Genomic DNA, 13654 nt, shown 5'->3' on the forward strand with positions numbered 1-13654 from the left:
GCGCGACCCGCCGCAGACCCCTCCCGCCACATTCCCGGCCGAATGTCGGGGTTGAGTCCGACCCGACAGGGGATGTTCGGCGTCGACCATCGCGGCCTGGACGGGCGGCCGCGCGACGCGTCTCACGGGGGACTTCGGTGCTTTCAACGTCGACATCGCGCGCCGCGGCGCGCCCGGGCCGGTCCGCAGGCGGACGCGCCGGGCTGCGTCGCCTCATCGCGCTGCTGCCCGTTCTGGTGATTCTCGGCGGCTGCAGCAGCCTCTCGAACCTGTTCGGCGGCAACGACGACGACCTCGGGCCCGATCTTCCGGCCGACAAGCTCTACAACGAGGGCGTCTACCTCCTGAACGAGAAGAACGCGCCCAAGGACGCGGTCAAGAAGTTCGAAGAGGTCGACCGCCAGCACCCCTATTCCGAGTGGGCCCGCAAGTCGTTGCTGATGACCGCCTACTCCTATTACGAGACGCGCCAGTACGACGAGGCGATCGGCGCCGCGAAGCGCTACGTGACGATGCATCCGGGCAGCCCGGACGTCGCCTACGCCCAATATCTGATCGGCGCCTCCTACTACGACCAGATCCCGGACGTCACCCGCGACCAGACCCGCACCGAGAAGGCGATCCAGTCGCTGGAGGAGGTCATCCGCAAGTATCCGACCTCGGAATATGCGGCGCAGGCCCGCAAGAAGATCGAGGTCGGCCGCGACCATCTCGCCGCCAAGGAGATGGAGGTCGCGCGCTACTACATGCAGAAGAAGAACTTCATCGGCGCCATCAACCGCTTCAAGGTGGTGGTGACGCAGTATCAGACGACCCGGCACGTCGAGGAGGCGCTGATGCGCTTGACCGAGTGCTACATGATGCTCGGCATCGCCAGCGAGGCGCAGACCGCCGCCGCCGTGCTCGGCCACAACTTCCCGGACAGTCCCTGGTACAAGGACGCCTATAATCTGGTGAGGGGTGGCGGCTTCGAGCCGTCCGAGAACAAGGGCTCGTGGATCAGCCGCGCCTTCAAGAAGGTCGGCCTGGGCTGAGGCGGGCGCCGCGCGCCGGGGCCGATCGATTTGACGAGATTTGCGATGGCCGGGCCTTGTCCCGGCCATTCGCGTTCCTGTAGGACACGCTTTCGCTCCGTGCTTCACCTCTCCCCTGCGGGGAGAGGTCGACGCGCGGAACGCGCGTCGGGTGAGGGGGGGCCGAGGCGACCAACCGGCCTCGTAAACCCTCACCCCGGTCGCGAGCCGACGCTCGCGCCCGACCCTCTCCCTCGGGGAGAGGGTTTCAGTGCCCGCGGCGCCGAGACCGAACCGGCAGCCGAGGGACGAGCCCGGCCATGACGGACTGAGCCATGCTGGCCCGCCTTTCGATCCGTGACATCGTCCTCATCGACCGGCTCGACCTCGATTTCGGGCCGGGCCTCGCCGTGCTGACCGGCGAAACCGGGGCGGGAAAGTCGATCCTGCTCGACGCCTTCGCGCTGGCGCTCGGGGCGCGCGGCGACGCCGGCCTGGTGCGCAGCGGCGCCGAGCAGGGCCAGGTGACGGCCGTGTTCGAGCCGGGCGCGACGCATCCGGTCAACGACCTCCTGCGCGACAACGACATCGCGGTCGAGGACCAGCTCCTGCTGCGCCGCGTGCAGCTCGCCGACGGCCGCACCCGCGCCTTCGTCAACGACCAGCCCGTCTCCGTGAAGGTGCTGCAGAGCCTCGGCGAGCGCCTGGTCGAGATCCACGGCCAGCACGACGCCCGCGCTCTCGTCGATCCGGCGAGCCATCGTGATCTGCTCGACGCCTATGCGGGGCTGGAGCGCGAGGCCGCCGCGGTCGCCCGCCTGTGGACGGCGCGGCGCGATGCGGCCGAGGCGCTGGCGTCGCAGCGCGCCGCGGTCGAGCGGGCGCAGCGCGAGGCCGACTGGCTCCGCCACGCCGTCGAGGAGCTGCGCCGGCTCGCCCCCGAGCCCGGCGAGGAGACGACGCTGGCCGAGCGGCGCGCCCAGATGATGCAGGCCGAGAAGGCCGCCGACGACCTGCGCGACGCGCTCGCAGTCGTCGCCGGGCCGCAGTCGCCGGGTCCGGCGCTCGCGTCGGCGGTGCGGCGGCTGGAGCGGCGCGGCACGGCGGGCGGCCCGATCGCTCCGGCGATCGCGGCGATCGACGCGGCGCTGACCGCGCTCGACGAGGCGCGCGCCCATCTGGAGGCGGCGCTCGCCGCCGGCGCCTTCGACGCGAGCACGCTGGAGCGCATCGAGGAGCGGCTGTTCGCGCTGCGCGCCGCCGGCCGCAAGTACAACGTCGCGGTCGACGCGCTGGCGGCGCTCGCCGAGCGCTACGAGAGCGATCTCGCGCTGATCGACGCCGGGGCGGAACAGCTCGCGGCGCTGGAGCGCGCGGCCGCGGCTGCGGCCGCGGAGTTCGACCGCGCCGCCGCGGCCCTCTCGGACAAGCGCAAGCGCGCCGGCGAGGCGCTCGACAAGGCGGTCACCGGCGAGCTGAAGCCGCTCAAGCTGGAGCGCGCCCGCTTCACGACGGCGATCGTCGCCGAGCCGGAGCGCGGCGGCCCGCACGGGCTCGACCGCGTCGAGTTCCAGGTGCAGACCAATCCCGGCACGGCGCCCGGCCCGCTGATGAAGATCGCCTCGGGCGGCGAGCTGTCGCGCTTCCTGCTGGCCCTGAAGGTGGTGATTGCCGACCGCGGCTCGGCGCCGACCCTGGTGTTCGACGAGATCGACACGGCGGTCGGCGGGGCGGTGGCCGACGCCATCGGGGTGCGGCTCGCGCGCCTCGGCCGCAACGTGCAGGTGATGGCGGTGACGCACGCCCCCCAGGTGGCGGCGCGTGCCGACCGCCACGTCCTGATCAGCAAGGGCGCGCTCGACCGGGGCAAGCGCGTCGCGACGCGCGTCGCCGTGCTCGACGACGGCACCCGCCGCGAGGAGATCGCCCGCATGCTCTCCGGCGCCGAGATCACGACGGAAGCCCGCGCCGCCGCGGAGCGCCTGCTGAAGGCAGCAGGGGGGTAGGAGGCACGGACTTGGTCGTCCCGGTTCGGCGCGCGACGCCGGCTCCGTCATTCCGGGGCGCGCCGAAGGCGCGAACCCGGAATCCAGCGATGAATTCCGAAGATGTGGCTGGATTCCGGGTTCGCCGCTGCGCGGCGCCCCGGAATGACCGAAGCGAAGTCGTCTACCGGGTGATCTCCGGATAGAGATCCTTCCAGTCCGGATTGTCCTTTTCGATCAGGGCGACCTTCCAAGCCCGCCGCCACTTCTTGATCTCCTTCTCGCGAGTGATCGCCGCAACCGGGTCGTCGTAGATTTCGAACCAGACGAGACGATCGACGCCGTATCGATGGGTGAATCCGGGGATGTCATGAAACTTGTGCTGCCAGGTCCGGCGGACCAGATCCCGGGTCACGCCGACGTACAGCGTTCCTTGTTTTCGGCTCGCCAGCAGATAAACGTAGAACATCGGGCGTCGCGTTTGATCGAGACAACGGTCATTCCGGGGCGCGCCGAAGGCGCGAACCCGGAATCTAGCCCAGTCTGCGGACTGTCTTGTCTGGGCTGGATTCCGGGTTCGCGGGCTGTCGCCCGCGCCCCGGAATGACCGAGATTTGTGGTCTGATCTTATGATGTCGAAAGCTCTCAATACCACCCCCGTCGACTCCCTCACGCAGGACGAGGCCGCGGCCGAGCTCGCGCGGCTCGCCGAGGAGATCGCGGCGCACGACGCGCGCTACTATCAGGAGGATGCGCCGACCGTCTCGGACGCGGAGTACGACGCGCTGCGCCAGCGTAACGCGGCGATCGAGGCGCGCTTTCCCGAGCTGATCCGGGCCGACTCGCCGTCACGAAAGGTGGGGGCGGCACCCTCGCGCGGCTTCGCCAAGGTGCGCCACGCGGTGCCGATGCTGTCGCTCGACAACGCCTTCGCGGACGAGGAGGTGGAAGAATTCGTCGCGCGCGTGCGCCGCTTCCTGCGGCTTTCCGCGGACGAGCCGATCGCCTTCAGCGCCGAGCCGAAGATCGACGGGCTGTCGATGTCGCTGCGCTACGAGAACGGCCGCCTCGTCTCGGCGGCGACTCGCGGCGACGGCTTCGAGGGCGAGGACGTGACGGCCAACATCCGCACCGTGAAGGACGTGCCGCAGATCCTGAAGGCGCGCGGCGTGCCGCCGGTGTGCGAGGTGCGCGGCGAGGTCTACATGACCAAGGCGGCGTTCCTGGCCCTCAACGCGCGCCAGACGGCGGCGGGCGGCCAGGTCTTCGCCAATCCGCGCAACTCGGCCGCGGGCTCGCTGCGCCAGAAGGATCCGGCCGTCACGGCGTCGCGGCCGCTCGGCTTCTTCGCCTATGCGTGGGGCGAGATGAGCACCATGCCGGCCGACAGCCAGTCCGGCATGATCAAGTGGTTCGAGCACTGCGGGTTCAAGACCAATCCGCTGACGCGGCGCTGCGATTCGGCCGAGGCGCTGATCGCGTTTCACCGAAAAATCGGGCTCGACCGCGCAGCACTCGACTACGACATCGACGGCGTCGTCTACAAGGTCGACCGGCTCGACTATCAGGAGCGGCTCGGCTTCGTGTCGCGTAGTCCACGCTGGGCGATCGCCCACAAGTTCCCGGCCGAGCGCGCGACGACGCTGCTGCACGACATCGAGATCCAGGTCGGCCGCACCGGCGCGCACACGCCGGTGGCGAAGCTCGAGCCCGTGACGGTCGGCGGTGTCGTGGTGCAGAACGCGACGCTGCACAACGCCGACGAGATCGCGCGGCTCGGTGTGCGGATCGGCGACACGGTCGAGATCCAGCGCGCCGGCGACGTGATTCCGCAGGTCGTGCGGGTCGTCGAGGAGCGGTCGCGCGGACCGCATCCTTATCAGTTCCCGACCGTCTGCCGCTGCGACCTGAAGACGGCGCTGGTGCGCGAGACGACGGCCGCCGGCGAGGAGGGCGCCATCGCCCGCTGCACGGGCGAGTTCGCCTGTCCCTATCAGAAGATCGAGCACTTGCGGCACTTCGTGTCGCGCCGCGCCTTCGACATCGAGGGGCTCGGCGAGAAGCAGATCGCTTTCTTCTTCGAGGACGAGGACCTGCCGGTCACGGAGCCCGCCGCCATCTTCACGCTGGCGCGGCGCGATGCGGCGAACTTCAAGAAGCTGAAGGACCGGGAAGGCTTCGGCGCGACGTCGGTGAAGAACCTGTTCGATGCGATCGAGGCGCGGCGCACGATCTCACTCGATCGCGTCATCTACGCGCTCGGCATCCGTCATGTCGGCGAGACGACGGCGCGCCAGCTCGCCCGCGCCTACGGCTCGTGGGACGCCTTCTTCGCCGCGGCGAAGCGGATCGCGGCCGGCGACGCGGACGCGCGCGCCGAGATGGATGCCATCGACCAGATCGGCGACGCCGTGGTCGACGCGGTGGCGAAGTACTTTGGTGAAGCTCATAACGAGCGCGTCGTCGAGAATCTCGTGGCCGAGCTGTCAAGAATCGTCGACGCCGAGAAGCCGCAGACCACGACGCCGGTCGCCGGCAAGACCGTGGTGTTCACCGGCACGCTGGAGAAGATGACGCGCGACGAGGCGAAGGCGATGGCCGAGCGGCTCGGCGCCAAGGTGGCGGGCTCGGTGTCGAAGAAGACCGACTTTCTGGTCGCCGGCCCCGGCGCCGGCTCGAAGCTCTCGAAAGCGCGCGACGCCGGCGTCACGGTGCTGACCGAGGACGAGTGGTTCGCGCTGGTGGGGCAGGCGGGATCGTAGCGATGCGTCGTCCCGCGGCGACATGGCGTAAGATCACACGCACGCGGGTCGCGCAAACTGCCAAGTCGAACGAATAACGATGAAAAATCAATCCTATAGGTTCTCCGTCGCGCCCATGATGGACTGGACCGACCGTCCGTGCCGGGCTTTTCACCGGGCGCTGACCCGGCAGGCGCGGCTCTACACCGAGATGGTGACGACCGGAGCGGTGCTGCGCGGCGACCGGGCGCGGCTCCTGCGCTTCGATCCGTGCGAGCACCCGGTCGCCGTGCAGCTCGGCGGCAGCGATCCGGCGGCGCTGGCGGAAGCGGCGCGCATCTGCGCCGACATGGGCTACGACGAGGTGAACCTGAATGTCGGCTGTCCGTCCGACCGGGTGCAGGAGGGGCGGTTCGGCGCCTGCCTGATGGCCGAGCCGGCGCTGGTCGGCGACTGCGTCGCCGCCATGAAGGCGGCCGTGGCCGTGCCCGTGACGGTCAAATGCCGCATCGGCATCGACGACCAGGACCCGGAACTCGCGCTCGACACGTTGGCCGACGCCGTGGTGGCGGCCGGGGCCGACGCCCTGATCGTGCACGCCCGCAAGGCGTGGCTGCAGGGCCTGTCGCCGCGCGAAAACAGGGACGTGCCGCCGCTCGACTACGATCGCGTCTACCGGCTGAAGGCGCGGCTGCCGCAGGTGCCGATCGCCATCAACGGGGGGATTCCGTCGATCGAGGCGGCGGCCGAGCACCTGAAGCACGTCGACGGCGTGATGCTGGGCCGCGCCGCCTACCAGGAGCCGTGGCGGCTCCTGGCCGTGGACCCGCTGCTGTTCGGCACGCCGGCGCCGGCCGCGTCCCTGCATGAAGCGGTCGAAAAATTCATTCCTTGGATCGAGCGCGAGCTTGCGGCCGGCGAGCGGCTCTACGCGACGGTACGGCACATGCTCGGCCTGTTCCAGGCGGTCCCCGGCGCGCGCGCCTATCGTCGCCACCTCGCCACCGAAGCCGTGAAGCCCGGCGCCGGCCTCGACGTGCTGCGGGCCGCGCTGGGGCTGGTGCGTTCGGACCGTTCGGTGGCCGGCGACGCTGCGGCCTGAAGCCGGCCTCTGAATCGTCGCCTGCACGGTTCGCCGCCCCGATCCATCTCGGGACATTCAACCCACGCATGCGCGGGGGTCGCACAAGTCGCGCATCCGGCGGCTTGGCGGAGAACAAAAACTCTGCGACACACGGCCGCTGAACGGAGATTTACAGCATGTTGGACGTGCCGGTCGGCGAGCTCGTGGTGCTGGTCCTGGCCATCGCGGGCGGTGGCGTGGTGACGGGGATTCTGGCCGGAGCGTTCGGCATCGGCGGCGGCGCCGTTCTGGTGCCGGTGCTGTTCGAGATCTTCCGGCTGATCGGCGTCGACGACGAGGTGCGCATGCAGCTGTGCATCGGCACCTCGCTCGCGATCATCGTGCCGACCGCGTTCCGCTCCTACAAGACCCACAAATCCAAGGGCATGGCCCTGCAGGACGTGGTCAAGCTGTGGACCGTCCCGGTGGTGATCGGCGTCGTCATCGGCTCCGCCCTGGCGGTCGTCGCGCCGGGCGAGCTGTTCAAGACCGTCTTCGCCGTCATCCAGACCACCATCGCGATCAAGATGCTGTTCCTGGGCGATCGCGTGTTCATCGCCGAAGAGCTGCCGGGCGCCACGACGATGCGGATCTACGGCGGCGTGATCGGGCTTCTCTCGGCCATGATGGGGGTCGGCGGCGGCGCCATGGCGGCCATGCTGCTCACCCTCTACAAGCGGCCGATCCACAATGCCGTCGCCACCTCGGCGGGCCTCGGCGTGCCGATCGCCGTCACCGGCACGCTCGGCTACATGCTGGCCGGCATCCCGCACATGGGCGACCTGCCGCCGCTGTCGGTCGGCTTCGTCTCGGTCATCGGTTTCGTGCTGATGGCGCCGATCTCGACCTACACGGCGAAGTTCGGCGCGCTGATCGCCCACCGCACCTCGCGCCGGCACCTGGAGGTCGCCTTCGGCGTGTTCCTCATCCTCACCGCGGCGCGCATTCTCTACAGCGCGATCACCTGACATGGAAACCGCGTCGCGCCGCCGTCGGCCCGCGGCCGTCCGGAGCGACGCGCGATGCTGAGCGTGCCGGCCGGCGAGCTGATGGCGCTCGTCCTCGCCATCACGGTTGGCGGCGTCGTCACCGGGATCATCGCCGGCCTGTTCGGGATCGGCGGCGGCGCCGTGCTGGTGCCGGTGCTGTTCGAGATTTTCCGGCTCGTCGACGTCCCGGACACCGTGCGCTTCCAGCTCTGCGTCGGCACCTCGCTCGCCATCATCGTGCCGACCGCCTGGCGCTCCTATCGCAGCCATCGCATCGTCGGCGCCGCCATGCCCGAGGTGGTGCGGCTGTGGACCGTGCCGGTGGTGGTCGGCGTCGCGCTCGGCGCGGCGCTCGCGGTCGTCGCGCCCTCGGCGCTGTTCAAGATCGTGTTCGGCTGCACGGCCGGCCTCACGGCGCTGAAGATGCTGATCCTCGGCAACCGCTTCGTGATCTCGCCGACGCTGCCGGGGCCGTGGCCGATGCGCGCCGCCGCCTTCGTCATCGGCCTCCTGTCGTCGCTGATGGGAGTCGGCGGCGGCGCCATGGCGACCATGATGCTGACCTTCTACGGCACGCCGATCCACGCCGCGGTCGCCACCTCGGCCGGGCTCGGCGTCCCGATCGCCGTCACCGGCACGATCGGCTACATGCTGGCCGGCCTCCCGCACATGGGCGAGCTGCCGCCGCTCTCCATCGGCTACGTGTCGCTGGTCGGCTTCGTCCTGATGGCACCGATCTCGACCTTCACGGCGAAGTTCGGCGCCGTGATCGCCCACCGCCTGTCGCGGCGGACGCTCGAGGTCGCCTTCGGCCTGTTCCTGCTCGGCACGGCGACGCGAATCCTGTTCAGCATCTAACGAGTTCCGGTTGATCAGTTCGCCGTCATTCCGGGGCGCGGCGAAGCCGCGATTCCGGGTTCGGCGCTGCGCGCCGCCCCGGAATGACCGGCGAAAACGACACCCTGATGCGGCAGGATGCGCATCGTGGGCGCGGCGACCGATCAGGCCGCCGCCGCCGCGTCCGCCTCGACCTCCAGGATGGTCAGCGAGCGCTCCTCGCCAGCCGGCGTCGTCCACGCGATCGACTGGCCCTTGGACAGGCCGACCAGCGCGGCGCCGATCGGCGTCAGCACCGAGATGCGGCCGGCCGAGACGTCGGCGTGCTCCGGATAGACCAGCATCACGCGCCGCGTGCGGCCGGAGGTCTCGTCCCGGAACGTCACCCAGGATCCCATCGTGACGATGTCGCGACCGGCCTCGTCGGGGGCCAGCACGCGGGCGCGCTCGATCTCGCGCGCCAGATAGTCGGCCGTCTCGGGATTGCGCGAAATGTTCGCCTGGGCGATCTGCTCCAGCCTGGCGCGGTCGTCGGGCCGCAGCGCGATGGGCGGGAGGGGCTGGCTGCTGGTCTGTGTGCTCATCTGTATGCTCATGGGTCTCGTCTGTCGTGATGGTCCGGTCGCCGCCGATCCGATCGTCGCCAATTGGAACGTCGGAGGATCGCGCATGGCGCGCCGCTGCCCGTTCACGCGGGTCGCGAAGCGGAAGCGACGATAATCGTGACGGTGAATCGTGACTGTGAGATGCGGTCGGGAGTTCAGATCGTCCGCCGAACCGAAGGCGAACGCCGAACGACAGCGGGCCCGGACGGGCGCCGCATGGCCGTCCGGGTCAGGTGCCTGCTCTGAGGCGTCCTGCGCGATCCTGTCGGGTGCGATCCTGCCGGACGCGATCCTCGCGCACGCGACGACGCGGACGCATCGCGTCCCTGCGCGTGGCGTCGCGGGTGGCGTCGAGCTCGGCGTGCCGCTGGTTGATCGAGGTCATGGGTCGAAGCTAGTGTCTCGCCTCGTCCTGTCAACCCGTGGCGGGGGCGTCGGTTCCGCGACACCGTGTCCGCGGCCGCACGGACGTCGGTCCGGTCGCGGACGTTTTCGGGCGCCTCAACGCTGATGCACGTAGGTGCCCGGCGCCGCGGCGAGCGGCACATAGCCCCTCGCGGGCGCGCCCATCGCGGGCGGCGCCACCTGCTCGCCCGAGGACTGGGCCGCGAGCCAGTCGACCCAGGCGAGCCACCACGAGCCCGTGCGGGTCGCCGTCGCCGCCATCCATTCGTCCGGGCTGATGCAGCTGTCCTCGGCGCGCTTGAGCGCGAGCCTGTATCTGCGGTGCGGCCGGTCGGGCTCGGCGACGATGCCGGCATTGTGGCCGCCCGAGGTCAGCACGAAGGTGACGTCGGTGTCGGACAGATAGTGGATCTTGTAGACCGAGTGCCACGGCGCGACGTGATCACGCTCGGTCGCCACCGTGAAGATCGGGGCGCGGATGTTCTGGATCGCAGCCGGGTGGCCCTCCACCATGAAACGGCCGGCGGCCAGCTCGTTGTCGAGATAGAGCCGCTTCAGATACTCGGCGTGCATGCGGTAGGGCATGCGGGTCGAGTCGGCGTTCCACGCCATCAGGTCGTTCGTGCGGCTACGCTCGCCCATCAGATAGTCGTGGACGAGGCGCGACCAGACGAGATCGCTGGTGCGCAGCATCTGGAACGCGCCCGCCATCTGGTCGGCCGACAGATAGCCCCGGTTCCACATCATGCTCTCGAGCACGTTGAGCTGGCTGTGGTCGATGAACAGCGCGAGCTCGCCTGGCTCGGAGAAGTCCATCTGGGCGGCGAGCAGGGTCAGCGAGGCGAGGCGCCCGTCGCCGGCGCGCGCCATCGCGGCGGCCGCGATCGCCGCCAGCGTGCCGCCCAGGCAGTAGCCGGCGGCGTGGATCTTCCGGTTCGGCACGATCGCCGCGACCGCGTCGAGCGCCGCCATCACGCCGAGCCTGCGGTAGTCGTCGAAGGCGAGGTCGCGGTCCGCGGCGCCGGGATTGCGCCACGAGATGCAGAACACCGTGTGGCCGCGCTCGACCAGCCAGCGCACCAGCGAGTTCCGCGGCGACAGGTCGAGGATGTAGTACTTCATGATCCAGGCCGGGACGATCAGGATCGGCTCGGCCGCGACCGTCTCGGTCGCCGGCGCGTACTGGATCAGCTCGATCAGCGTGTTGCGGAACACCACCTGGCCCGGCGTCACGGCGACGTCGCGGCCGACCACGAACGCCTCGGTGCCGACCGGCGGACGGCCCGTGACGGTGCGGCTCGCATCCTCGGCCCAGTTCTGGAACCCGTGGATCAGGTTGCTGCCGAAGCTCTCGCGCGTCTTCTCGATCACGTCGGGATTGAGGAACGGGATGTTGGCGGGCGACATCATGTCGAGCCACTGGCGCACCGTGAAGGACACGACGTCCTGGTGATGCGGCGCGACGCCCGGCACCTGGTGGGTGAGGTCGTGCCAGAGCTGCTGCTGCATCAGGAACCACTGGGCGTAGAAGCGGTAGGGCGCCTCGGCCCACGCCTCGCTCGCGAAGCGCGTGTCGCCGGCCGGCATCGCGATGCGGGGCGGCGGGTCGCGGCCGACCGCGGCGGCCGCCGACTGCGCCGACCAGCGGCCCGCCCGCCGGCTCGCCGTCCAGGCGAGCTCCATGCAGCGGCCGGGCGAGGCGGCGAGATGCATGCCCCAGTCCAGGAAGGCGAGCGCCATGGCGGCCGGCGACATGCCGCCGGTCGCCTGCGCCATCAGGGCGAGGCGGGTGCGGTCGAGCGCCCGGAACGCCTCGAAGCTGCCGTCGTCGTCCATCGCGGCGGACGCCGGCGGCGGAGGCCGGCGGGCCGGCGCGGCGTCGGCCGCCGCGGCGGTGGACGCCGGGGTGGTGGCCGGGGCGGCCGCGGGCGGGGCGGCGGGGCCGAACGGCACGATCTGCGAAGGCTGGCACGACGCTTCCGCCGACATATGGGGCGATGCGTGAGTCGGGGCCTGGGGCGATGCCTGAGACATGAGTCCGCCCTTTCGAGGGGCCCGGGCGCAGCGCCGGCCGCGCGCCGGGGGACGGTGGCAGGTCGAATAACTGAGCGCCGTTGCCGCGACGCAGCATTGATATGGGGCAAGAATTCCCGTCACAGCCGTGGCTTGTAGTTGGGCGCGCGACTCTCGCGCCGAGTAAGCCGGAACTCACGCCCTCGGGCTATTGTGACGCCCGTCACGGTCGCGGGCACGACCGCGAGGCTTGCTCGCTGCGGAAGGCCGGCGGCATGCGCCGGCGCGGCTCCAGGAGGCGACGATGGCGCAGATGGATTCCGGGAAATCGAAACGGTTCAGCGTCGGCAGGGTCGTCGCCTGGACGGTCGCCGGGCTCGCGGTGCTGCTTCTGGCGATCGCTTTCTCGGCGTCGCCGTTCTTCACGGTGGAGCAGGGCGAGGCCGGCGTGGTCCTGCGCTTCGGCAAGGTCGTCAACGTCGCCTCGCCGGGCCTCAACACCAAGATTCCGGTGATGGATCGGGTTCAGTACATGTCGACCCGGATCGAGAAGCGCGTCTACGACAAGGTCGTGTCCTACTCGCGCGACGTCCAGGAGGCGTCGATCCGGCTGTCGGTGAACTATCACGTCCCGTTCGACAAGATCGACGAGGTCTACTCGCGCTACGGCGTCAACTATCCCGAGCGGGTGATCGACCCGGTCGTGCCGGACCGGCTCAAGAAGGTGTTCGGCCAGTACCAGGCGCAGACGGTCGTCTCCGACCGGGTCAAGCTCGGCCAGCAGATCGAGGACGCCATCAAGGCGTCGGTGCCGGACGGCATCGTGGTGGACAGCGTCCAGTTCGAGAACATCGACTTCTCGGCCAACTACACCAAGGCGATCGAGGCGGCCGCGCAGGCCGAGGCCGAGGTGCGCAAGTCGCGCTACGAGCTCGAGCGCGAGCGCGTCGAATCGGAAAAGCGCGTCGTCCAGGCGCAGGCGCAGGCGCAGCAGATCCGCGAGCGGGCCCAGGCCGAGGCGGATTCGATTCGGCTGCGCGGCGAGGCGGAGGCGCGCGCCATCGCGGCGAAGGCGCGCTCCTTCATCGACAACCCGGCCTACGCCAACCTGATCGCGGTGGAGCGCTGGAACGGCGTGCTGCCGCACACCATGCTGCCCGGCTCGGCGCTGCCCTTCGTGCCGGTGCCGCTCGGCGACACCGAGCCGGCCGCGAGGCCCGCGGCCGGAGCGCGCGCCGCCGGGCCGGCGCCCGCGCCGGGTCCCGCGCCGACATCCGCCGGAACATCGCCGGCACCGCGCCCGGCCCAGTGAGGCCGCACACCGTCGCGTATCTTCCGACCGCGCGCCGTGCCCGATCATGTCGGATCACGGCGCGTCGGCTGGTCCGCGTCGGCTTGGTCTGCGGCCGGCCGGTGCCGCCGAGCCTCTCTCACAGGAGTAAGCGCTCGTAGCCGCGGAAGAGTAAGTAGTGGTGTCAATCGTCAGCGCGTCGAAATACCGCATAGATGCTCCCATCGATACTGCTCTTGCCGTTTTGTCGGTGCCCTCGATTGGTTTTCACAAATCGCCCCGAGTTTTTCCGACCGGGCAGCAAGATCAGACAAGTCCCAACGACTGACGATTCGAGACGCCCACGTTTGCAGCGACGTGGCGGCTCGAGGCGACGAGACGATCGTGGCGGCATCGTCCCGATCGAGGTGTAGCGAACGTCCTGCCGTGCTTCACGGCAGTCCAACGGAGGGTATCTCGATGGCTGACAAGAGCCTCTCCGGCCTGACCGAGGCCGAGGCGAAGGAATTCCACGCCCAGTTCACCACCACGTTCCAGGCCTTCATGGCGATCTGCGTCCTCGCCCACATTCTCGTGTGGGTCTGGAAGCCCTGGTACTGAGCGCGATCTTAGGGGGATAGAACGATGTCGAATCCGCAAGACGACTACAAGA

Annotated in this window: 11 protein-coding genes; 8 read left to right on the forward strand and 3 right to left on the reverse strand. The window is 69.9% G+C overall.

Annotated features, from left to right (window positions below; genetic code table 11):
* Positions 1 to 137 precede the first annotated feature (137 nt).
* Both ABTU92_RS15745 and recN read left to right on the forward strand, forming a co-directional pair.
* Positions 138 to 1034: an outer membrane protein assembly factor BamD gene (locus tag ABTU92_RS15745; RefSeq protein ID WP_408092243.1), complete on the forward strand. Its 897-nt coding sequence runs from the start codon at positions 138 to 140 to the stop codon at positions 1032 to 1034.
* Between the two features lie 314 nt (positions 1035 to 1348).
* Positions 1349 to 3019, forward strand: coding sequence for a DNA repair protein RecN (recN, locus tag ABTU92_RS15750; protein WP_408092245.1), 1671 nt, complete (start codon positions 1349 to 1351; stop codon positions 3017 to 3019).
* Between the two features lie 163 nt (positions 3020 to 3182).
* Here the strand turns inward: recN and ABTU92_RS15755 are convergent, their stop codons facing one another.
* Positions 3183 to 3467, reverse strand: a complete 285-nt coding sequence (locus ABTU92_RS15755; protein ID WP_408092247.1) for a GIY-YIG nuclease family protein — start codon at positions 3465 to 3467, stop codon at positions 3183 to 3185.
* A 163-nt stretch (positions 3468 to 3630) separates the two neighbouring features.
* On the opposite strand from ABTU92_RS15755, the gene ligA reads away from it, so the two are divergent.
* From ligA to ABTU92_RS15775, 4 genes are all read left to right on the forward strand, one after another.
* Complete coding sequence (gene ligA / locus ABTU92_RS15760; RefSeq protein ID WP_408092263.1) at positions 3631 to 5760, forward strand: NAD-dependent DNA ligase LigA; 2130 nt, start codon at positions 3631 to 3633, stop codon at positions 5758 to 5760.
* A 79-nt stretch (positions 5761 to 5839) separates the two neighbouring features.
* The gene (gene dusA / locus ABTU92_RS15765) at positions 5840 to 6841 is read left to right on the forward strand and encodes a tRNA dihydrouridine(20/20a) synthase DusA (RefSeq protein WP_408092249.1); all 1002 of its coding nucleotides are present in this window, start codon (positions 5840 to 5842) and stop codon (positions 6839 to 6841) included.
* 158 nt (positions 6842 to 6999) lie between these two features.
* A complete protein-coding gene (locus ABTU92_RS15770) occupies positions 7000 to 7830 on the forward strand; it encodes a sulfite exporter TauE/SafE family protein (RefSeq protein WP_408092251.1) in 831 nt (276 codons plus the stop codon).
* Between the two features lie 54 nt (positions 7831 to 7884).
* Positions 7885 to 8709 (forward strand): sulfite exporter TauE/SafE family protein, encoded by an 825-nt coding sequence (locus tag ABTU92_RS15775; RefSeq protein WP_408092253.1) that lies wholly within the window; start codon positions 7885 to 7887, stop codon positions 8707 to 8709.
* A 143-nt stretch (positions 8710 to 8852) separates the two neighbouring features.
* Here the strand turns inward: ABTU92_RS15775 and rnk are convergent, their stop codons facing one another.
* Positions 8853 to 9272, reverse strand: a complete 420-nt coding sequence (gene rnk, locus ABTU92_RS15780; protein WP_408092255.1) for a nucleoside diphosphate kinase regulator — start codon at positions 9270 to 9272, stop codon at positions 8853 to 8855.
* A gap of 522 nt (positions 9273 to 9794) precedes the next feature.
* Positions 9795 to 11534, reverse strand: a complete 1740-nt coding sequence (locus tag ABTU92_RS15785; RefSeq protein WP_408092257.1) for a PHA/PHB synthase family protein — start codon at positions 11532 to 11534, stop codon at positions 9795 to 9797.
* A gap of 481 nt (positions 11535 to 12015) precedes the next feature.
* Here ABTU92_RS15785 and ABTU92_RS15790 point away from each other — a divergent pair, with 481 nt between their 5' ends.
* Complete coding sequence (locus tag ABTU92_RS15790) at positions 12016 to 13023, forward strand: prohibitin family protein (protein ID WP_408092259.1); 1008 nt, start codon at positions 12016 to 12018, stop codon at positions 13021 to 13023.
* A gap of 438 nt (positions 13024 to 13461) precedes the next feature.
* A complete protein-coding gene (gene pufB / locus ABTU92_RS15795) occupies positions 13462 to 13602 on the forward strand; it encodes a light-harvesting antenna LH1, beta subunit (protein ID WP_111360782.1) in 141 nt (46 codons plus the stop codon).
* Positions 13603 to 13654 lie beyond the last annotated feature (52 nt).

It is taken from the genome of Rhodoplanes sp. SY1, assembly GCF_046000175.1.
Lineage (GTDB): Bacteria > Pseudomonadota > Alphaproteobacteria > Rhizobiales > Xanthobacteraceae > Rhodoplanes.

Excerpts from the sequence above, each read along its gene's own strand:
- recN (WP_408092245.1), top strand. The coding sequence starts at position 1,349 with ATGCTGGCCCGCCTTTCGATCCGTGACATCGTCCTCATCGACCGGCTC.
- ABTU92_RS15755 (WP_408092247.1), bottom strand. The coding sequence starts at position 3,467 with ATGTTCTACGTTTATCTGCTGGCGAGCCGAAAACAAGGAACGCTGTAC.
- ligA (WP_408092263.1), top strand. The coding sequence starts at position 3,631 with ATGTCGAAAGCTCTCAATACCACCCCCGTCGACTCCCTCACGCAGGAC.
- dusA (WP_408092249.1), top strand. The coding sequence starts at position 5,840 with ATGAAAAATCAATCCTATAGGTTCTCCGTCGCGCCCATGATGGACTGG.
- ABTU92_RS15770 (WP_408092251.1), top strand. The coding sequence starts at position 7,000 with ATGTTGGACGTGCCGGTCGGCGAGCTCGTGGTGCTGGTCCTGGCCATC.
- ABTU92_RS15775 (WP_408092253.1), top strand. The coding sequence starts at position 7,885 with ATGCTGAGCGTGCCGGCCGGCGAGCTGATGGCGCTCGTCCTCGCCATC.
- rnk (WP_408092255.1), bottom strand. The coding sequence starts at position 9,272 with ATGAGCACACAGACCAGCAGCCAGCCCCTCCCGCCCATCGCGCTGCGG.
- ABTU92_RS15785 (WP_408092257.1), bottom strand. The coding sequence starts at position 11,534 with ATGGACGACGACGGCAGCTTCGAGGCGTTCCGGGCGCTCGACCGCACC.
- ABTU92_RS15790 (WP_408092259.1), top strand. The coding sequence starts at position 12,016 with ATGGCGCAGATGGATTCCGGGAAATCGAAACGGTTCAGCGTCGGCAGG.
- pufB (WP_111360782.1), top strand. The coding sequence starts at position 13,462 with ATGGCTGACAAGAGCCTCTCCGGCCTGACCGAGGCCGAGGCGAAGGAA.